Here is a 20,251-nt window from a genome sequence, read left to right as displayed (position 1 = left end):
GTGGTTGGTAAAAGGACTTAATCTGGGGGTGGTTTTTTTTGCTTATAAGAGTGCTGATTCAGTTTCTTTTCTAGACAAGTACGAGTGTTTTCCAAGGCTAGCACCTCAATTCTTAATTGAAGAAGCAGAGCTGATTAAATACCTCTCTTTTTGGGCACACAGCATCCTTTAAAGGCTCCAATTAAGCCTTAATTTCCGTCTGATCCTTTTTAAACCTATTTTGCAATTTGTCTCAGACAAACTGTCGTAAAGTTTCATTCAATTATGGTATGATTTTTTAACATGGAAAAAACTTACAGGGCTTTACAACATGTCTAGTAATAATCGCAAATGTTCTTTAAGCATGCTTATGATTGACCATAAAGCCCTTTCACAAGGGCTTTTTCAATTTTTAATCTTTCTTCAATTCTTTTTGCTTCTGCCTTTCCAGTTTTTTAAAATAGTGTCTAAAGAAAAAATTATCTCTTAAAGCCTCCATATTTTCATTGAATTTTACCGAAGACTCTTTAATATTAAGCATGGTAGTATCTATATTTTTAACCAGCGCCTCATTTTTAGTGAGGTAATTTAATGCTCCGTTGCCGCCGCGAATTTCCTTTACCAATCCGTCTATTTCTGCTGAAATCGCATTTATCTTTTCGGATGAATTCTCAAGATTGGTGATTATATCTTTCATCTGATTTGCCCGAAGAGTATCGTTCAGCAGTACACCGGCCACACCTTTCTGAAGATCAAAGTTTTCCAGCTGACGGTTGATCTTTGCAATCGCTAAATCTGCTTCTTCACTGGCATTTTTAAGGTTAAATAGGCTTTGCTTAATATTTCCAGCCATGGTAGAATCACTAATTAGAACGCCCAGAGTACCTTTGCCTTTAAGAATTTTATTGGTGATCTTTAAAAGATCAGACGTGAGCAAAGCAGCATTTTCATTAGTCACATTTAAGGTAGACAGCATGTCATCTGCGCCAATTCTGCTATAAGAAGCAATTGTATCTCCCGATTTTACAGGTGCAGGATTCAAATTGCCGGGAACAATATTCAGTACCATACTACCTACGAGTCCGTCTGATCCAATAGAGGCGATGGCATCTTTTTGAATGAATTTTCCTGTTGATTCATCTATCATCATCTCAACCAAAATTCTTCGTTCTCCTAACATTTCAATCTTTTTCACATTTCCAACGTTTATTCCGGAATAGCGTACATTATTGCCAATTTGGAGGCCATTTATATTTTCAAATTCTGAATATAAAATGATATTAGATGTGAACATATGTTGCTTATTACCTATAAAATAAAGCGCTACAATAAGTATAAGAGTCCCGATAACCACGAAAACTCCTAATTTCAATTTTTGTGAGTTTGACTTTTCCATGACTTTTAATTTTTAAAGAAAGCCTGTACTTTGGGATCTTTTAAATTAGATAATTCTTCAAAAGTTCCTTCTGCATAATTAATACCATCAATAAGTAGAATCATTCTGTTAGAGATCACTCTTGCGCAATCTACATCATGAGTAATGATCAAAGAAGATGTGTGATAGGTTTCCTGCACCTTTCTCATCAATTCGATGATCTCTTTGGAGGTGATGGGATCCAGACCTGTTGTGGGTTCATCATAGAGTATGATTCCGGGTTTTAAGATTAGCGCACGTGCCAGGGCCACCCTTCTTTGCATACCGCCGGAGAGTTCAGAAGGCATGAGGTCTATAGTATGTTCAAGACCCACATTCCGCAATGCTTCGCGAACAAGATTTTCGGTATGACCTTTAATTTTTTTCATTTTTTTATGTCTTCTTAGAGGAAATTCGAGATTTTCTCTCACGGTCATGGAATCGTACAGCGCACTTCCCTGGAAAAGAAAACCTATTTCGGTTCTTAGAATATCCAGTTTTTCGTGTTCCAGACTTGTAATATCCTGGCCTTTAATTTTTATGCATCCGCTATCAGCCCTCATCAAACCTACCAGACATTTTATCATTACCGACTTTCCGGAACCCGATTTCCCCATTACCACCAGGTTTTCACCTGCGTATAGCTTCAAATTGAATCCATTAAGCACCGCATTTTCTCCAAAGCTCTTGCTTAGATTTTCAATTTCCAGGATCGGTTCTATGTTTTTAAGATTTCCCATAGCTTCAGAAAAAAATATCGGCGACGAACACTGCTATAAAATCTATAAAAAAGAGGAGCATGGAAGAATAAACCACTGCCGAGTTTGAAGCCTCTCCTACTCCCACCGTACCTTTAGAACAATAATATCCCTTGTAACAACCAATGAGGCCAATCGCAAATCCAAAAAAGAATGATTTTATGGTTGCCGGAATAAGATCTGTAAAAGTTATGGCATCAATCACCTGGTTGAAATACAGTAAATAGGAAACCTCTCCTTTTAAATGTTCCACAATCGCTGAACCGATAAGTGCAATAGCATCTCCCATGACAATTAAAAGTGGAAGCATAAGCGTTGCCGCCATGATCCTGGTAACCACCAGGTATTTGAAGGGATTTGTTCCAGAAACTTCCATCGCGTCTATCTGCTCTGTTACGCGCATCGATCCCAATTCGGCGCCAATTCCAGAACCAATTTTACCGGCGCAGATTAGTGCAATAATTACCGGACCAATTTCCCTGACTATAGAAATGCCAACCATAGAAGGCATCCAGGATTCCGCTCCAAATTCCATAAGTGTAGGGCGGGATTGAAGGGTGAACACCAGGCCGAGGATGAATCCGGTTACTACCACAAGCAACATCGATCTATTGCCCATTTTATAACACTGATGTAACAGCTCCTTAAATTCGAAAGGCGGTTTTACGGCTTCTTTAAAAAAACGACCGGCGAAATAAGAGATCTCTCCTACTTCAGAAAAGAAAAGTTTTGATTTTTCGCCTAAGCCTGATGCAGTTTCCATTTAACGGAGTGTTAATAGTATAAAGTTAGGCTGAAGGCAGTGGTAAATAAATGATAATAATCAAATTTAAGGAAAATAGATTCCGAAAAAACAATTAATAGCTAACTGAATGGTGAAAATACTTCAATGAATATTCGAAGATGATTATATTAACGTAAAAATTGAAGTATGAGCAGTCAAAAATTGAAAATTGCGGCATGCCAGATGAAGGTGGTGCCGGGGCATCCCGATATAAATACCAAAAAAATAATAACCTGTATCAGGGAAGCAAAAGAAAATGGAGATGATATCATCATATTTCCGGAAATGGCCATTCCGGGCTACCTCCTTTCAGATGAATGGGAAAATGAAGCTTTTCTGGTTGACTGTCTGAGCTATAATGAAGATATCGTTCATGCTTCTGGAGATATTATGGTGGTGTGGGGAAATGTCGATATCGATAAAAACCATCCGGGTGAAGACGGCAGGATTCGTCGGTTCAATACAGCATTTGTAGCTCAGAATGGGGAAATGATCGGGAAATTTTATAAAACTCTTCATCCCGATTACCGAGAATTTGATGATGACCGCTATTTCTATTCAGCAAGAAAACTGGCCCAGGATGAAAAAATCCCGATTAAAGATTTTCTTCAGCCCTTACAAACAGAGATCAATGGAAAACACAGAAAAATAGGGATCACCCTCTGCGAAGATATGTGGAGCCAGGATTATTCAATAAGTCCCATAGATCTCATTCTGGAAAACGGAGCCGAATTCATCATCAATATATCCTGCTCACCCTGGACCTGGAGGAAAAATAATAAAAGGCATCAGGTAGTACGGGAACATCTAAAAAATCATCCCGTTCCCTTTATTTACGTTAATAACATCGGAATTCAGAATAACGGGAAAAATATTTTCCTCTTTGAAGGAAATACCACATTTTATCACCCCGATGGTTCGTTGTATAAAATTGCCAAATCATATGAGGAATGCAGCCTTCGCGGAAGTATTTTCAGCGAGGAAAAGGAAGTTCATGAAAATCCTTTGCTTTCAAAAAAAATTGATCACGAAGAGTTGCTCCAGGGGTTACTATATGGAATTAAGAATTTTTTTAAGTCTATAAAGGCTGAAAAAGTTGTAATAGGACTTAGCGGTGGAGTTGATTCTTCCCTGAGCGCCTATCTTCTTGCAAAAGCCCTGGGCCCTGACAGGGTTTTCGGCGTAAATATGCCCTCACAGTATAATTCGGAAATCACCAAAGATATCGCCCGGAAATTAGCTGAAAAGCTCGGGATCTATTATGCGATTATTCCTATTCAGGAGGCCTATGATTTTACTGAAAAACAGCTGGAATCTACACAATTTGAAAGCCTGGACGGTTCAGAAGATAAAATAAACCTGGAATTGGATACCCTGGATAAGGAAAATATTCAGGCGCGGGATCGCGGCGGCCGCGTTTTGGCAGGAATTGCCTCTGCACTTAACGCAGTTTTTGTCAATAATGGGAATAAAAGTGAAACCGCCATCGGTTATGCCACGCTATATGGCGATATCAATGGAGCGCTGGCCCCTATTGCCGATCTCTATAAGAATGAAATCTATTCGCTATGCAGACATATTAATGAAATTGAAGAAAAGCCAATTTTTCCTAAAAAGTTATTTGAGATTCCTCCTTCAGCCGAATTAAGTGCTGAACAAAATATCGAAGAAGGAAAGGGCGATCCTTTATATTTTCCCTATCACGACAAGCTTTTCCGGGCTTTTATAGAATTCCGCCTCGATCCGGAAGATATTCTCGAAATGTATATTGACGGCAGCCTGCTTGAAAAATTGAAAATCGAAGAAGGAGTTATTGAAACCTATTTTGAAAATAATGAAAAGCTTATTCTCGACCTCGAAGATAAATGGAGAAAATTTAAGATCTCCTATTTTAAACGAATCCAGGCACCTCCAATAATTGCCGTTAGTCGGCGCGCGTTTGGTTTTGACCTTCGGGAATCACAAAACGGCGTTCATTTTACCCGAAGATACCAGAAATTAAAAAAGAGATTGCTGAAAATAGATTAAATAGCCTGGTAGCTATTAGTAATTTTAGAAATATTTATATCTTTAAGTGTTTAAATCACACTTTTATATGAGAAAATCTGCTATATGTATCCTGGTCCTCCTGTTTTCAGTTGCTATTCAGGCACAAAAGAAACCAGCGAAAATGGTGAATACCGATAACAATATTCGTGTCCGTCTGGTCCAGAATAATGCCGGTATCCCTACTATTTCATCCTTTTATAAAGATGAACAGGTTTTGGAGAATTCCGACCTGGGCCTTCAGCTGGAAAATTCAAATTTGAGCACTGAGTTACAATTTTTAAATATAATGGGGCCGGTAAAGATTCATGAAGAATATTCAATGTTGCAGGGCAAAAAGAAAAATATAACCTATGAGGCGAATCAGTACCTCGCAAGTTATTCCAATAAAAAGGGTGATACATTGCAGCTCATTTTCAATTTATCAAAAGACGGTCTTGCCTTCAGATATTTTCTTCCAAATCATACAGGAGAAACACGAAAAATAGAAGAAGAAAAAACTCAGTATTCTTTTCCTAAAGGAGCGAAAGCCTGGGTACAACCAATGTCAAAGGCGAAAACCGGTTGGGAAAACACAAATCCATCCTATGAAGAACATTACCAAATGGAAATTCCCGTAGACCAAGAATCTCCAATAGGTGAAGGATGGGTATATCCGGCTCTTGTTCATATAAAAAATTACTGGATCCTTATTAGTGAATCTGATCTTCATCGGGATTATGCAGGCACGCATCTTCAGAACACCGGGAGAAAAAACAGTTTACAGGTAGTTTTTCCTCAAAAGGAAGAAGTTTTTCCGGGAGGAGTTTTAAAACCACATTCATCAAAAGACTGGTATTCTCCATGGAGAATACTGGCAATTGGCGATTTAAAGACAATTACCGAGAGTACTTTGGGAACCGATGTTGCGACTCCGGCCAAATATACCAATACCGATTTTATCGAAAGTGGCCTGGCCTCCTGGAGCTGGGTATTATTAAAAGATAATTTCACCACCTTCGAAACCAGCCGAAGATTTATAGATTATGCCTCCCGAATGGACTGGAAATATTGCTTAATAGATGCCGATTGGGATCAAAAAATAGGCTACGAAAAAATGAAAGAGCTGGTGGAGTACGGTAAAAAAAGAGATGTTAAGATTCTTGTCTGGTATAATTCATCAGGTAGTTGGAATGGTACACCTTATACTCCAAAAGGAAAATTGCTTACCAAAGAATTACGCGAAAAAGAATTCAATAAACTCAACGATATTGGTGTTGCCGGTATAAAAGTAGATTTCTTTGGCGGAGACGGCCAGTCTATGATCGCTTATTATCATGATATTATGGAAGATGCCTATGCACATAAGCTGCTGGTAAATTTTCACGGGGCGACCCTTCCCAGGGGTTGGGAACGTACTTATCCTAACCTCATGTCCATGGAATCTATAAAAGGGGAAGAATTTATCACCTTCGAACAGCAAAATGCTGACAGGGAACCTTCTCATGCGGCAATAATCCCCTTCACTCGAAATGTTTTTGATCCTATGGATTTTACACCTATGGTTCTGGATAGCATTCCCGGAATGACAAGAAAAACCAGCAAAGCTTTTGAACTTGCCCTCCCTACTCTTTTCCTTTCCGGTATACAGCATATTGCCGAAATACCTGAAGGTATGGCAAAACAACCTCAGTATGTAATTGATTATATGAGAAATATTCCTACCAATTGGGATGAAAGCCGCTTCGTCAGCGGATTTCCAGGAAAAGATATTGTCATGGCCAGAAGAAAAGGCGAGACCTGGTTTGTTACTGGTATAAACGGTGAAGATATACCAAAAGAGGTAGAACTCGATCTTTCTTTCTTAAATGGAAAAAAGGGAATATTAATAACCGATGATGATAAAAAAGGATTTAAAAAAGAAGAAATTACAGCGACTGATACTTTTTCAGTTTCAATGATTCCCCACGGAGGATTCGTGATGAAATTTGAATAAAAAAAAGCTGCCTAAGAAATCTTTCAATTATTATAGACAGCCATCAAATTTAAAAATAAATCGTTCTATTTTCTCCTCAAAACCTTTTTAGCCTTTTCGACAATAGCCTCGGCATTTAATCCGTATTTTTCAAAAAGCTGCTCGGGTGTTCCACTTTCCCCGAAAGTATCCTGAGTGGCGACAAATTCCTGAGGTGCGGGGTGATTTTCAACTAAAGTACGAGCAATACTCTCTCCAAGTCCGCCCAGAAAATTATGTTCTTCAGCGCTAACCACACAACCAGTCTTTTTTACTGATTTAAGAATAGCTTCCTCATCGAGAGGCTTGATGGTGTGGATATTTATCACTTCCGCGCTTATACCTTCTTCAGCAAGTTTTTCAGCCGCCTGTAGGGCTTCCCATACCAGATGGCCTGTTGCAATGATGGTTACATCTCTTCCTTCGTAAAGTTTCACAGCCTTGCCTATTTCAAATTTCTGATCTTCAGGAGTGAAATTTGCTACTTTGGGGCGGCCAAAACGCAGGTAAACCGGTCCGTCAAGTTCTGCAATGGCAAGCGTGGCTGCTTTGGTTTGGTTAAAATCGCAGGTATTGATCACGGTCATTCCCGGCAACATTTTCATCAATCCAATATCTTCCAGGATCTGGTGGGTTGCACCGTCTTCTCCCAAAGTAACTCCGGAATGCGATGCACATATCTTCACATTTTTTCCAGAATAAGCGATACTCTGGCGAATCTGGTCATAAACCCTTCCGGTCGCAAAATTGGCGAAAGTACCTGCAAAAGGTATTTTCCCTCCAATAGTCATCCCAGCGGCCATTCCCATCATATTGGCTTCAGCGATTCCAACCTGAAAGAAGCGATCGGGATTTTCATCGATAAAATCCTGCATTTTCAGAGAGCCAACAAGGTCGGCACATAAGGCCACCACATTCGGATTCTTTCTTCCCAATTCGGTAAGTCCCGCTCCAAAACCAGAACGAGTATCCTGCTTGCCTGAATCTGTATATTTCTTTGTTGTTGCTGTTTCCATAATTAGTAATCTCCTAAAGTTTCAGGGTTCTGAGACAAAGCTTTTTCCAGTTGCTCATCATTGGGAGCTTTTCCGTGCCAGGCGTGTGTATGCATCATAAAATCAACACCATGGCCCATTTCGGTATGCATGAGCACACAAACCGGTTTTTTATTTCCTGTTCTTGATTTTGCTTCAGTTAAACCATCATAAATTTGTTGAAGATCGTTTCCGTCTTCAATTTCCAGCACATCCCAGCCAAAAGCTTCAAATTTCGCCCTGATATTTCCCATGGGAAGAACATTTTCGGTACTACCGTCTATCTGCTGTCCGTTAAGGTCAACGGTAGCAATAATATTATCCACCTTATTGCCGGCAGCATACATGATCGCTTCCCAGTTCTGCCCTTCCTGTAACTCACCATCACCATGCAGTGAGAAAACAAGGTGTTCATCTTTATTCAGCTTTTTTGCCTGGGCGGCTCCAAGAGCAACAGACATTCCCTGCCCAAGAGATCCGGAAGCAACTCGCACTCCGGGTAAACCCTCGTGAGTTGTTGGGTGACCCTGTAAACGTGAATCGATCAGGCGGAAGGTATTGAGCTCTTCCACGGGAAAGAATCCGTTTCGAGCTAGCACACTATAAAAAACAGGAGAAATATGACCGTTGGAAAGGAAGAACAGGTCTTCTCCTATTCCATCCATTTTGAAATTGGTATCATATTTCATGATCTCATTGTACAAAATGGTAAAGAATTCGGTACATCCCAGCGAACCGCCGGGATGACCTGAATTTACCTTGTGCACCATTCTGAGAATATCCCTTCTTACCTGCGTGGCGAAATCTTCAAGTTTTTTTAACTCATGTTTCATTACTGAAAAGATTTTGCATCCTGAAGAAATTTTTCGAGTCCGCTATCGGTTAACGGATGTTTCAAAAGTCCGTCAATGGAAGAAAGTGGACCGGTCATCACATCGGCACCCAGTTTTGCGCAGTTTACCACATGCATGGTATGGCGTATCGAGGCTGCCAGAATCTGGGTTTCGAATCCGTAATTATCATAGATAAGGCGGATATCTGCAATTAACTGAAGTCCATCAGTAGAAATATCGTCCAGTCTTCCCAAAAACGGCGAAACATAAGTCGCGCCTGCTTTTGCTGCGAGCAAGGCCTGCCCTGCTGAAAATACCAGCGTACAGTTGGTGCGAATGTCATTTTCAGAAAAATAGCGGATCGCTTTTATTCCCTCTTTGATCATGGGCACTTTGACCACGATTTGCGGATGAAGTTCAGCCAGTTCTTTCCCTTCTTTGACAATTCCATCGAAATCGGTTGCCACAACTTCTGCCGATACATCACCGTCGACGATCTCACAAATGTCTTTATAATGTTGTAAAATATTCTCTCTTCCTGTGATCCCTTCCTTCGCCATCAGGGAAGGATTGGTAGTCACTCCGTCTAAAACACCCAGGTCCTGAGCTTCTTTAATCTGATCAAGATTCGCAGTGTCGATAAAAAATTTCATAGTGTTTTATTTTCCGTTGAAAAATAGCATCACAGCTGCCACTATCCCAAGAATGATAATAGAAACTACGATGTCTTTCCAGTTATAACTTAATTTATTATTCTTTTTCTCTTCCTCTGAAATAGTCTGGAAGGTTAGATTCTCTGTCTTTTCTTTCGCCGGAACGCGAGTAAGTAAACTTACCACAACGATCAGCACAATACAGAACAGGAAGAACCATGCTCCGAATGATAGAAAGTTCATATCTCCCAGGTAATACCAGAAGCTGTCATGTGCAAACGATTCTTTAGTGATCTCCAGCACGATACGCAACGCACCCACCAGTAAACCAACAACCAGTGTGGTCAAAGCACCGGGAGCATTGATCCTTTTATAGAAAATTCCCAATAAGAAAACGGCTGTGATCGGGGGAGCGATATAAGACTGAACGCTTTGTAGATATTCATAAAGCACTCCGGAGATATTGGCCATGATAGGAATCCAGATGATACCGATAATTACGATAATTACCGTAGCGATCTGACCTGTTCTTACCAGTTTCTTTTCGGGAGTATTGGGTCTCAATTTCTTGTATATATCCACCGTAAAAAGAGTAGAACAAGAGTTGAATACCGAAGCCAGTGAGCTCATCAGGGCTGCAAGCAATCCTGCGGCCACCAACCCACGTAAACCTGAAGGCAATAAATTACTCATCAAAACAGGAAAAGCCTGATCTGGTGAATCCCACTCCAGTTCACCTCTCATTTTCAGGGTTAAAGCGATAATCCCGGGAATAAGAAAAAGAAACACCGGAAGCAATTTCAATACTGCTCCAAAAATGGTCCCTCTACGGCCTTCCTTTATATTTCGTGCAGTTAATGCTCTTTGTACAATATACTGGTCGGTACACCAATACCAGATCCCAACGATCGTACTGGTGATAAGAAGTGATGGCCAGGGAAAATCGGGATCGGTAGCCGGTCTCCACATATTCAAATATTCAGGGCCTATGGTCTGGGTCATACTTTCCCAGCCTCCAACTTTATCCAGGCCGATGATGGTAAGGGTTGCCGCACCAAAGACAAGAACAATAGCCTGTAAAGTTTCAGTGTAAACAACTGCTCGCATTCCTCCGAGAATTGTATAAATTCCTGTAAGAATAACTGTTCCCAGCGCTCCTGTCCAGAAATCAATTCCGAGTAAAGCCGAAACCACTACGCCACCGGCATAAATGGTAACCGAAATTTTCGTAAGTACATACGCAATGATCGAAAAAACCGAAAGTACCCAGCGAGAACGGGCATCGAACCTTTTCTCAAGAAATTCGGGCATTGTAAATACGCCGCTTCGTGCATAGAAGGGAAGGAAAACCCATCCCAGGATAAGAACCACCCAGGCCTGAATTTCATAAATCAGCATAGGCAGTTTATCCCCCGCTCCTGCGCCGGCGAGTCCTACCACGTGTTCAGAGCCAATATTGGAAGCAAATATCGAAGCTCCCACCACAAACCAGCCTACATTTCTACCGGCCAGGAAGTAATCTTCAGTGTTCGATTGTTTTTTTTGGATCACCCAGATCGCGATTCCCAAAAGAACGGCAAAATAAATGGAAATGGTGATCCAGTCTAAAGTATCTAAAGTCTGCATGTTATTTTACTGAGAATTTATAAGAGGTTTGAGAAGTATATTTTTCTCCAGGTTTCAGCACCACTGAAGGAAATCCCTTCTGGTTAGGTGAATCGGGATAATGTTCCGTTTCCATACAAAAACCGGTTCGTTTTCCATAGGTTCCTCCGCCTTTGGCAGGAAGTGTTCCGTCAAGAAAATTTCCTGTGTAGAATTGCAAGCCGGGTTCGTTGGTGTAAACCTCCATAAATCGGCCACTTTCAGGATGATATGCTGAAGCAGCAAAACGCACGCCGCTATCCTGATTGTTGAGAACCCAGCAATGGTCAAAACCGGGGCCCCTTTTCAATTGTTCATTAGAATTTTCAAGTTCAAGAGCTTTACCAATTTGGGTAGGCTGTGTAAAATCGAAAGGAGTACCTTCTACCGATTTTAACTCTCCGGTAGGAATCAAAGTTTTATCTATTGGCAAAAATTGATCGGCATTTATTTCCACCAAATGATCAAGGATTTTTTCACTAAAATCTCCTGAAAGGTTAAAATAAGAATGATTGGTAAGATTTACGATCGTGGTTTTATCGGTCGTTGCCTCATAAGAGATATCTAGCGAATTATCTTTATTAAGAGTGTAAATTACTGTTACATCTAGATTTCCAGGGTATCCTCCGGCTCCATCCTTACTGGTATGAGTAAGTTTAAGAGAAGCTGAATTTTCATCGGCCTCACCGGGTTCCACATTCCACACAACTTTATCAAAACCTTTATTTCCGCCATGTAAATGGTTAGGACCATCATTGGTTTCCAATTGATATTCCTTCCCTTCTAAAGTGAATTTGCCTTTTGCGATTCGGTTTCCATAACGGCCTATGATCGCGCCAAAGTAGGGACTACCATTCTCGTATTGGGAAAGAGAATCCAGCCCCAGAACGATGTCTTCATAATTTCCATTTTTATCTGGGGCTTTATAGGAGGTAATAATTCCTCCATAAGAGATAACGCTCATTTCGAGACCGCTCTCGTTTGAAAGAATATATTTTTCAACTTTTTCCCCGTTTTTGGTAGTTCCGAAATCTTCAGTTTTAATAGTAAAACCGGTTTCGGCCTGCTCTTCTACAGCGGTTTGCTCCTCCTCTTTTTGCCCGTTTTTACACTGACTGAATAAAAATACCATGGCCATTAAAGCAATTTTGAAAAGATTAGTGGTTGTTTTCATAATTAGGTTTGTTTGTTATTACATTCCGTGCTGGAACAAATGATAGTAGGCCTCGTTGGCATTCAATCTATCTTTGAAATCCCTCACGGTTGTTTTTTCATCGATTACAAGAAGTTCTATTCCTGCAATATCGGCAAGATCTTCTAAAAATTCGGTATTTATTGCCTGGGTATAGACGGTATGGTGAGCACCACCAGCGAGAATCCAGGAAGTCACCGCTGTTTCCATTTCAGGCATTGGCTCCCAAAGCACGCGGGCAACGGGAAGATTCGGAAGATCGGCTTCCGGTTCTACGGCTTCCACTTCATTAACGATCAACCTGAAACGATTCCCCAGGTCGACGAGGGAAGCATTAAGCGCTTTTCCCTTTGGTGAATTAAAAACCAGTCTTACAGGATCTTCTTTTCCTCCAATTCCAAGCGGATGTACTTCACAGGAAGGTTTCGCATCAGCAATGGTCGGACAAATTTCCAACATATGAGAACCCAGAACATAAGCATTATCCTGTTTGAAATGATTGGTATAATCTTCCATAAATGAAGTTCCTCCTTCGAGTCCCTGGCTCATCACTTTCATTGCGCGAAGCAGAGCCGCGGTTTTCCAGTCTCCTTCAGCTCCAAAACCATAGCCATCGGCCATCAGTCGCTGTACGGCAATTCCGGGAAGCTGTTTCAGCTCCCCAAGATTTTCAAAGGTATCGGTAAAAGCCTTAAAGCCTCCTTCTTCAAGAAAAGCTCTTAGGCCAAGTTCAATTTTAGCCGCGTCTACCAGCGACTGTCTCTTTTCTCCACCTTCCTTTAAATTATCGGCAAGATGATAGCTTTCTTCATATTCCTTCAGCAAAGCCTGAAGCTGCTCATCGGTCACTTTATTTACGTGTGCAACCACATCTGATGAATCATAAGCATTTACCGAAATTCCAAATTTGATCTGCGCGGCCACCTTGTCTCCTTCGGTTACGGCAACCTCCCGCATGTTATCGCCAATACGGGCAACTTTCAGGTTTTGAAGTTCATCCCAGCCAAGCGCTACCCGGCTCCAGTTGGAAAGTTTTTTCTGAACGCGTTCCGATTTCCAGTGACCTACGATAATCTTTCTCTTTTTGCGCATTCTTGACATGATGAATCCGAATTCGCGGTCTCCATGAGCCGACTGGTTCAGGTTCATGAAATCCATATTGATATCCTGCCATGGAATTTCAGCGTTAAATTGCGTATGCAGGTGGCAAACCGGTTTTTTAAGAAGTGAAAGTCCGTTGATCCACATTTTAGCTGGGGAAAAGGTATGCATCCAGGTCACAATCCCTATACATTCTTTTTTACTGTTGGCTTCCAGCATCACGTTTGTGATCTCATCGGGCGTTTTAACGGTATCTTTATGAATGATTTTAACAGGTATTGTCTTTGAGTCGTTGAAACCTTTTACGATTTCAGCGGAATTTTTTGCTACCTGTTTTAAGGTTTCTTCTCCATACAGATGCTGGCTTCCCGTAACGAACCAGATCTCTTTTGTTTCAAAATTTGTCATTTTCTGTTTTTATTTCTGACCGTAGTAAGCATCCTTTCCGTGCTTACGCTCATAATGTTTTTTAATAAGTGAATCTTTAAGTCTTGGGGCATCAGGATTTATCTGAAGCGTTAAATAGGCCATTTCAGCAACCGCTTCCAGCACTTTACTGTGATAAACCGCCTTTGCCGCATTTTTTCCCCAGGTAAACGGACCATGATTTCCGAGTAAAACCATGGGCACTTCTTTATAAGAAAGCCCTTTTTCTTTAAAGCAATCCAGGATTTGAATGCCGGTATTGTGCTCGTAATTTCCTTCTATCAAGTCATCCCTCATGGGGGCTGCACAGGGAATATCTTCGGTTAAATGATCGGCATGAGTGGTTCCAAAAATTGGAATATCTTTTTGTGATTGTGCCCAGGCTACCGAATAAGTTGCATGCGTATGTGCAATTCCGCCGATTTCATCCCAGTTTTTATAAAGGAAAGCATGTGTTTTGGTATCAGATGAAGGGCGCATTTTTCCTTCAATGACGTTATTTTCAAAATCGAGAATAACGATGTCTTCAGGTTTCAGTTCCTCGTAAGGAACACCGCTGGGTTTAATGGCAAAAACGCCATTTTCACGATCTACAGCACTTACGTTTCCAAAAGTATAGATCACCAGCCCCAGCTCATTGAGCTGCATATTCGCTTCGTAACACTCCTGTTTTAAATCCTTAAACTTCGACATTCTCTTTATTTTTTTTGCTGATATTATTTTCGATAAAAGCAGCCAATTCCTTGTATTCGTTCATGAATTTAGAATATTCTGTCAACTTTTCCGGTTGCGGATGATATTCGGCTTCAAAAGGACTTCCTAATTTCTTGCTCGCTTCAATGACATTTGAATAATGTCCGGCGGCAACGGCTGCATAGATCGCTGCTCCAAGTGCCGGTGCCTCGTCAGATTCCGCAACTTTAATTGGCATATTGAGTGTGTTTGCAAGGGTTTGCATAATGTAAGCCGATTTTCTTGCCACACCTCCAATACCAATCACCTGCTCTATTTTCACGCCTTCTTCCTGAAAACGCTCCACGATCATCTTCGCACCAAAACAGATGGAATTGATCAGTGCTTTAAAGATATGAGGCGCTTTGGTCCCTAATGACAAATTACTAATTGCCGCTTTTAATTCCTGATTGGCATCGGGAGTCCTTCTCCCGTTGATCCAATCAAGGGCCACGGGAATACTTTCTCCAAGATCAAGCTCTTCAGCCTGTTTGGACAGCTGCGGAATAAAGTTTCCTTCAACTTCCAGTCTTAAAGCCTCCTTTTGTTCTTCGGAAAGAATTTCAGAAGAATAGACAAGATTTTCCAGGGGCCAGTTCAGAACATCTTTGAACCAGGCGAGCACATCACCAAAAGCAGACTGTCCAGCTTCCAGACCAATCATGCCGGGGATTACCGAGCCGTCTACTTGTCCGCAAATACCTTTAACAGTAGTGGTTCCTATTTCATCATTTGGCGAAACCATGATATCACAGGTGGAAGTACCCATTACCCTTACCAGGGAGTGTTTATCGATCTGGGCTCCCACTGCACCTGAATGAGCGTCAAAAGTTCCAACTGCAACAACGCAATTCGTTGAAAGGCCTAATTTTCGGGCCCAATCAGCATTAAGATTTCCGGCTACCTGGTCAGAAGTATAGGTTTCAGAATATAACTTGTCTCGTAATTGAGCTAAATACGGATCCAGTTTTGTGAGAAAATCTTCCGAAGGAAGACCGCCCCATTCCTTATGCCACATAGCTTTATGTCCCGCGGCGCATCGGCTTCTTTTAAAATTTTCAAGATCAGAATCTACCAGTAAATAGGTCATCAGGTCGCAATGTTCCATCCAGGAATAAGCCGCATTTTTCACTTTTTCATCCTCGCGAACGATATGAAGTATCTTTGCCCAGAACCATTCCGAAGAATAAATTCCGCCTTCGTATTTGGTATAATCCGGACCTCCCCAGCTGCGTGCAAGATCATTGATCTCGTTGGCCTCATTTATAGAGGTGTGATCTTTCCACAAAACCATCATGGCATTAGGGTTTTCAGCAAATTCCTTTTTTAATGCCAGCGGCTGTCCAGCCTGATCGACCGGAACCGGTGAAGAACCCGTGGTATCAATACAGATTCCGGTAATGGCATCGGCCTTTACCCCGCTTTTAGTGATTACCTCCTTTATAGTATTTTCAAGGCCCTCGATATGATCAAGAGGATGCTGGCGAAATTGATTTTCAGAAGGCGTACAATATCTTTTTTCTTTCCATCGCTGGTACCAGTGTACCGCCGATGCTTCTTCTTTACCGCTTTCCACATTGACCAAAACCGCCCTTACCGAATCGGTTCCATAATCAAGTCCTATCACATATTTACTCATTTCTATTCGTTTAATATTTTCAAATATATCAAAATAGAATTATTAAGTGTAATAAAAACACTTATAATTACTCAAATATTATTTTATATTGATTTTAACCACATTTACCGAATAAGGCTCGAGTTCAAGTTCAAGTTCTCTACCATCGATTTCCAGGCTCTTAACCTCGGGACTTATATTTTTTCGATTTTCCAAAGAATTTTCAGCGGATAAATCGTCATCTTTCAATACTATTAAATCTCCTTTAGAACCCGGTTTCACACCCTTTAGTTTTAATTCGACCTCCATTTCTTTCTTTGAGGTATTGACCAATTTCACAATGAGCTGATTATTTTTCTCATCGCGTACTGCCGAAGCATAAAGATCCTGCTGCCCTGTTAAAGGCTTACCATTCTCTGTCACCGAAACAAGATCGGTTCCCTTATTATTGGCGAAGAGCTTTTGAACATAATAATTGGGAGTTCCATAAGATTTCAAATTATCGAACCAGATCAGATCGGGAGTCCACTGCCAGGCATCTTTATGAGCCATTAATGGAGCATAAGAGGTCATATAAACCACATCGGCATTTCTTTCCAACCCGGTCATGAACGCCGCTTCAGAAAGTGCGGTTTCCCAATTGTTCTTATTTTCGGGACTGGCAATACCCACACTTTGTGCTGCGTACTCTCCGGCAAAAACTTTTGGCCCGTTACGGTCATAATCATCATATCGGGTGGCATTCTCGCGGAACCATTTAGGCGGCTTATAATAATGTTCGTCAATGATCTCGGCATTAAGCTTTTTTAATTGCTCCCAGCCATAATCGAAATAATCGCCTTCCGGAAAAGGTCCGCTACCGGAGACAATTGTTATATCAGGATATTTTTCCTGTATTGCTTTCTGAAAAACTTTAAAACGTTCAATATATTCCGGGCCCCATTGTTCATTCCCGATACCGATGTATTCCAAACCAAAAGGTTCGGGATGTCCCATTTCAGCGCGGATCTTTCCCCATTTTGAATCAACGGGACCATTTGCGAACTGGATGAGATCAATGGCATCCTGAACATAGGGATCAAGTTCGTCCATAGGAACCAGTTCGCCGGTATTGAACTGGCAGGCAATTCCCACCCCCAAGATTGGCAAAGGCTCGGCACCTATATCCTCAGCTAACTGAAAATACTCGTAATAACCAAGTCCGAAACTTTGATAATAATCGGGAGTAAGCCTATGAGAAAATTCAGTATTCCATCGGTTTACCAGCAATTCACGGTCTTCTACAGGGCCTACCGTCTTCTTCCACTGGTATCTTTTGGCAAGTGTTCTCCCTTCCACGATGCAACCACCGGGAAAACGGAGAAAACCTGGATCCATATCGGCCAATAACTGAACGAGATCTTTGCGCAGACCGTTCTTTCTTCCTTTCCAGGTATCCACCGGAAAAAGTGAGATCATATCCAAATCTATGTCGCCGTTGCCCTCAAAGGTGACCTGAAGTTTGGCTTTTTCAGCGGTTTCAGTAGCGGTAAAAACCGATTCGTAGGTTTTCCACTGCTCAGAATCGGGAGAAATACTGGTCTCTCCAATCACTTCCCCGTCTTCATCAATTAGCTTAAAATGGATCTTTTCAATTCCCTTTGGCTGAGCCACTTCTACCGATAAGCGATATTCAGCATCTTTCTTGATACCCATGCCGCGGTAACCCTCATTGATAAGTTTATATCCGGAAGCGTCATTCACGGTAATCCGGGCAAAATTGTGATTTCCGGTGGTGTCCTGAAACTGTATAATACGGGCGATTCCTGAGTTTTTATTAAAGGAATGTCTATCAGAATTCGGTTCTATCCATCCCATTTTCGGAAGTTCGAATTCAAAAGATCGGTTTTTCACTTTTTCGGCATATAAACCGCCATCGGCCGCGAAATTGATATCCTCGAAGAAGATCCCGTACATGGTAGGCTGAATTTCAGCTACCGTTTTCGCCGCGTTTACTTTCAGCTCATGTTCCTGGGCCGTCATCGTTCCCAGTGAAAATATCACCGAAAGAATCATTAATATTTTATCAAACTTTTTCATGCTTAGCTTATATTTTGATTTTTTTTTGAAAATTTTTAATTAAAAGGTTCTAATTCCGGCCATCCATCTACCCATTTGATCTCTTTTATTCCAAGCTTCGGAGCACCATTGTCATGGGCGTCGTAAGCATGGAAAAACATCAAATCTTTCCCTTCAAAATTATAGATACTATTGTGGCCTCGGCCGTACCAGTCTTCATTCCCTTTAAGAATGACCGTTCCACCTCCTTCAGATAATGGGATTCCCTCTTTATCAACATAAGGTCCTGTTACATTCTTAGACCGGCCTACTGCCACCTTATAGGTACTGTTCTCACCCCGGCAACAAAGATCCCAGGAAAGGAAAAGATAATACCAGTCGCCTTTTTTATAGATAAATGGAGCTTCCAGTGCCGCGTCCCCAGGATCAGCATCAGGGATTTTGAAACTTCTTTCCCGTCTTGCAATGGTATGCCATTCCTGAGGTTTAGCTATCTTGGTAAGATTCTTATCCAATTTCACCAATTTAAGTCCGTTCCAGAATGATCCGAAAGCCAGCCAGGGCGTGCCTTCTTCATCAATTATCAAGTTCGGATCGATGGCATTCCACATATCGCGGTTAGGAATTGAGCGAATCACGATGCCATGATCCACCCAGTTATAGTCTTTATCATCAGGATCAAGTGTGGTATTGGTAGCAACCCCAATGGCAGAAGTATTCTTTGCAAAAGCCGAAACTGAATAATAGAGATAATATTTCCCGTTATGATAAGAAATATCGGGTGCCCAGATGTGGTTCTTAAAATCGGGAACCACAGAATCTGTCCATTCTGGCTTTTCAGGAAATACCGGAGGTTCTTTTTTCCAGTTTTTAAGGTCTTTGGAACTATATACACCAATACCCCATCCGGTATTATAGAGATAATAGGTATCGTTCTGTTTAATTACAACCGGATCGTGAACTCGAATGTCCTGAGCATTGGAATTCATAAAAATCCCAATAAAAATCAGAAAAAATATACTTATTGAATTTTTCATATTATTCGTTTTTAAGACCTTCCGAAGTCATAATAACTTTTCTCAGGCTCCCATCTTCATTATAATACAAGGAATCAATGCAGACCGAACGATGGAAACTTCCTCCTCCTGGCTGAATACCTCCATTATGATAAATAAAATACCACTTATTCTTGAAATTGATAATTGCCTGATGGTTGGTATTGCTGTTTCCGGCAATTTCATTTAAAATGCCTTTATATGCCCAGGGTCCTTCTATAGATTTGCTCATAGCGTAGGCTGTCCTTTCCGGAAAACCGTATGCATAACTCAAATAATACCAGTCGCCTTTTTTGTGGATCCAGGGAGCTTCGGTATATCCAGGTAGTTTTACAGAATGTATAGGCCCGTCAAATTCGATCATATTCTTCTTCAGTTTCGCCCAATAACACACTGTATTTCCCCAGTAAAGATAGGCCTGGCCATCATCATCTATATAAACGGTAGGATCGATATCATCCCAGGAAATATTAGTCTCTTTGGTCATGTCATTGGTGACAAGTGCAGAACCCCGGGCGTCCTTGAAAGGTCCCAAAGGATTATCGGCTACAGCGACTCCAATTGCTTTTCCAGGTTTGGTAGCATGTTCCACGCTCACATACCAGTAAAACTTTCCATCACGTTCAATGACCTGGGCTGCCCAGGCATCGGCTTTTGCCCAGCTAAAATCAGATACTTTTAACGGAACAGGATGCTCTTTCCAGTTTTTCATATCGGCTGAAGAATATACCAGCCAGTCATTCATTTTATAAAAATGAAAGTCATCGGGCGCCTCATCGTGACCTGTGTAAAGGTAAACCGAGTCTTTATAGACCAGTGCCGCAGGATCAGCCGTGAATTTATCCTTTATAACCGGGTTGAAGAATTGCTCATTCTGTGCCTGAACGAAACCGAAGAAACCCAATAGTAGAAAATATAAAATCCTTCTCAT

16 protein-coding genes are annotated in these 20,251 nt (G+C 41.2%); 2 read left to right on the top strand and 14 right to left on the bottom strand.

Annotated elements, in window-relative coordinates:
* Positions 1-391 precede the first annotated feature (391 nt).
* From C7S20_RS13755 to C7S20_RS13745, 3 genes are read right to left on the bottom strand one after another with little or no spacing between them, the layout of a single operon-like run.
* A complete protein-coding gene (locus C7S20_RS13755; RefSeq protein WP_107013013.1) occupies positions 392-1,375 on the bottom strand; it encodes an MlaD family protein in 984 nt (327 codons plus the stop codon).
* Positions 1,376-1,380: 5 nt separating this feature from the next.
* Positions 1,381-2,133 (bottom strand): ABC transporter ATP-binding protein, encoded by a 753-nt coding sequence (locus C7S20_RS13750; protein WP_107013012.1) that lies wholly within the window; start codon positions 2,131-2,133, stop codon positions 1,381-1,383.
* A gap of 4 nt (positions 2,134-2,137) precedes the next feature.
* Positions 2,138-2,914: an MlaE family ABC transporter permease gene (locus tag C7S20_RS13745; protein WP_107013011.1), complete on the bottom strand. Its 777-nt coding sequence runs from the start codon at positions 2,912-2,914 to the stop codon at positions 2,138-2,140.
* Between the two features lie 168 nt (positions 2,915-3,082).
* Between C7S20_RS13745 and nadE the strand changes: the two genes are divergently transcribed.
* Together nadE and C7S20_RS13735 are read left to right on the top strand one after the other, a co-directional pair.
* Positions 3,083-4,963 (top strand): NAD(+) synthase, encoded by a 1,881-nt coding sequence (gene nadE / locus C7S20_RS13740; protein WP_107013010.1) that lies wholly within the window; start codon positions 3,083-3,085, stop codon positions 4,961-4,963.
* A gap of 67 nt (positions 4,964-5,030) precedes the next feature.
* The gene (locus tag C7S20_RS13735; protein ID WP_107013009.1) at positions 5,031-6,956 is read left to right on the top strand and encodes a glycoside hydrolase family 97 protein; all 1,926 of its coding nucleotides are present in this window, start codon (positions 5,031-5,033) and stop codon (positions 6,954-6,956) included.
* A 65-nt stretch (positions 6,957-7,021) separates the two neighbouring features.
* Here the strand turns inward: C7S20_RS13735 and C7S20_RS13730 are convergent, their stop codons facing one another.
* The 11 genes from C7S20_RS13730 to C7S20_RS13680 all read right to left on the bottom strand — a co-directional run bounded on the left by C7S20_RS13730 (position 7,022) and on the right by C7S20_RS13680 (position 20,251).
* Positions 7,022-7,990: a transketolase family protein gene (locus C7S20_RS13730; RefSeq protein ID WP_107013008.1), complete on the bottom strand. Its 969-nt coding sequence runs from the start codon at positions 7,988-7,990 to the stop codon at positions 7,022-7,024.
* A gap of 2 nt (positions 7,991-7,992) precedes the next feature.
* The gene (locus C7S20_RS13725) at positions 7,993-8,841 is read right to left on the bottom strand and encodes a transketolase (RefSeq protein ID WP_107013007.1); all 849 of its coding nucleotides are present in this window, start codon (positions 8,839-8,841) and stop codon (positions 7,993-7,995) included.
* Complete coding sequence (gene fsa / locus C7S20_RS13720; RefSeq protein WP_107013006.1) at positions 8,841-9,494, bottom strand: fructose-6-phosphate aldolase; 654 nt, start codon at positions 9,492-9,494, stop codon at positions 8,841-8,843. Before fsa ends, C7S20_RS13725 begins: the two co-directional genes overlap by 1 nt.
* 6 nt (positions 9,495-9,500) lie before the next feature.
* On the bottom strand, positions 9,501-11,120 hold the full coding sequence (locus tag C7S20_RS13715; RefSeq protein WP_107013005.1) for a sodium:solute symporter: 1,620 nt from the start codon (positions 11,118-11,120) through the stop codon (positions 9,501-9,503).
* 1 nt (position 11,121) lies between these two features.
* Positions 11,122-12,312 carry an aldose epimerase family protein gene (locus tag C7S20_RS13710; protein ID WP_107013004.1) on the bottom strand — a complete coding sequence of 397 codons (1,191 nt, stop codon included), beginning with the start codon at positions 12,310-12,312 and terminating at the stop codon, positions 11,122-11,124.
* A gap of 18 nt (positions 12,313-12,330) precedes the next feature.
* Positions 12,331-13,839, bottom strand: a complete 1,509-nt coding sequence (gene araA / locus C7S20_RS13705) for an L-arabinose isomerase (protein WP_107013003.1) — start codon at positions 13,837-13,839, stop codon at positions 12,331-12,333.
* Positions 13,840-13,848: 9 nt separating this feature from the next.
* Complete coding sequence (locus tag C7S20_RS13700) at positions 13,849-14,550, bottom strand: L-ribulose-5-phosphate 4-epimerase (RefSeq protein WP_107013002.1); 702 nt, start codon at positions 14,548-14,550, stop codon at positions 13,849-13,851.
* Positions 14,537-16,228, bottom strand: a complete 1,692-nt coding sequence (locus C7S20_RS13695) for a ribulokinase (protein ID WP_107013001.1) — start codon at positions 16,226-16,228, stop codon at positions 14,537-14,539. The genes C7S20_RS13700 and C7S20_RS13695 overlap by 14 nt, the downstream gene beginning before the upstream one ends.
* Positions 16,229-16,306: 78 nt before the next feature.
* On the bottom strand, positions 16,307-18,286 hold the full coding sequence (locus tag C7S20_RS13690) for an alpha-L-arabinofuranosidase C-terminal domain-containing protein (RefSeq protein ID WP_107013000.1): 1,980 nt from the start codon (positions 18,284-18,286) through the stop codon (positions 16,307-16,309).
* Between the two features lie 35 nt (positions 18,287-18,321).
* Entirely contained in the window at positions 18,322-19,302 is a 981-nt protein-coding gene (locus tag C7S20_RS13685) for an arabinan endo-1,5-alpha-L-arabinosidase (RefSeq protein WP_107012999.1), read from the bottom strand.
* 1 nt (position 19,303) lies between these two features.
* A complete protein-coding gene (locus C7S20_RS13680) occupies positions 19,304-20,251 on the bottom strand; it encodes a glycoside hydrolase family 43 protein (RefSeq protein WP_107012998.1) in 948 nt (315 codons plus the stop codon).

Origin of the sequence: Christiangramia fulva (assembly GCF_003024155.1) — a bacterium.
Taxonomy (GTDB): Bacteria; Bacteroidota; Bacteroidia; order Flavobacteriales; family Flavobacteriaceae; genus Christiangramia; species Christiangramia fulva.
The sequence above is the reverse complement of the archived record's forward strand: the minus strand, read 5'-3'. Positions and strand labels throughout refer to the sequence as shown.

What these genes read in the sequence shown, in the direction of transcription:
- C7S20_RS13755 (WP_107013013.1), bottom strand. Translation starts at nt 1,375, where the DNA reads ATGGAAAAGTCAAACTCACAAAAATTGAAATTAGGAGTTTTCGTGGTT.
- C7S20_RS13750 (WP_107013012.1), bottom strand. Translation starts at nt 2,133, where the DNA reads ATGGGAAATCTTAAAAACATAGAACCGATCCTGGAAATTGAAAATCTA.
- C7S20_RS13745 (WP_107013011.1), bottom strand. Translation starts at nt 2,914, where the DNA reads ATGGAAACTGCATCAGGCTTAGGCGAAAAATCAAAACTTTTCTTTTCT.
- nadE (WP_107013010.1), top strand. Translation starts at nt 3,083, where the DNA reads ATGAGCAGTCAAAAATTGAAAATTGCGGCATGCCAGATGAAGGTGGTG.
- C7S20_RS13735 (WP_107013009.1), top strand. Translation starts at nt 5,031, where the DNA reads ATGAGAAAATCTGCTATATGTATCCTGGTCCTCCTGTTTTCAGTTGCT.
- C7S20_RS13730 (WP_107013008.1), bottom strand. Translation starts at nt 7,990, where the DNA reads ATGGAAACAGCAACAACAAAGAAATATACAGATTCAGGCAAGCAGGAT.
- C7S20_RS13725 (WP_107013007.1), bottom strand. Translation starts at nt 8,841, where the DNA reads ATGAAACATGAGTTAAAAAAACTTGAAGATTTCGCCACGCAGGTAAGA.
- fsa (WP_107013006.1), bottom strand. Translation starts at nt 9,494, where the DNA reads ATGAAATTTTTTATCGACACTGCGAATCTTGATCAGATTAAAGAAGCT.
- C7S20_RS13715 (WP_107013005.1), bottom strand. Translation starts at nt 11,120, where the DNA reads ATGCAGACTTTAGATACTTTAGACTGGATCACCATTTCCATTTATTTT.
- C7S20_RS13710 (WP_107013004.1), bottom strand. Translation starts at nt 12,312, where the DNA reads ATGAAAACAACCACTAATCTTTTCAAAATTGCTTTAATGGCCATGGTA.
- araA (WP_107013003.1), bottom strand. Translation starts at nt 13,839, where the DNA reads ATGACAAATTTTGAAACAAAAGAGATCTGGTTCGTTACGGGAAGCCAG.
- C7S20_RS13700 (WP_107013002.1), bottom strand. Translation starts at nt 14,550, where the DNA reads ATGTCGAAGTTTAAGGATTTAAAACAGGAGTGTTACGAAGCGAATATG.
- C7S20_RS13695 (WP_107013001.1), bottom strand. Translation starts at nt 16,228, where the DNA reads ATGAGTAAATATGTGATAGGACTTGATTATGGAACCGATTCGGTAAGG.
- C7S20_RS13690 (WP_107013000.1), bottom strand. Translation starts at nt 18,286, where the DNA reads ATGAAAAAGTTTGATAAAATATTAATGATTCTTTCGGTGATATTTTCA.
- C7S20_RS13685 (WP_107012999.1), bottom strand. Translation starts at nt 19,302, where the DNA reads ATGAAAAATTCAATAAGTATATTTTTTCTGATTTTTATTGGGATTTTT.
- C7S20_RS13680 (WP_107012998.1), bottom strand. Translation starts at nt 20,251, where the DNA reads ATGAGAAGGATTTTATATTTTCTACTATTGGGTTTCTTCGGTTTCGTT.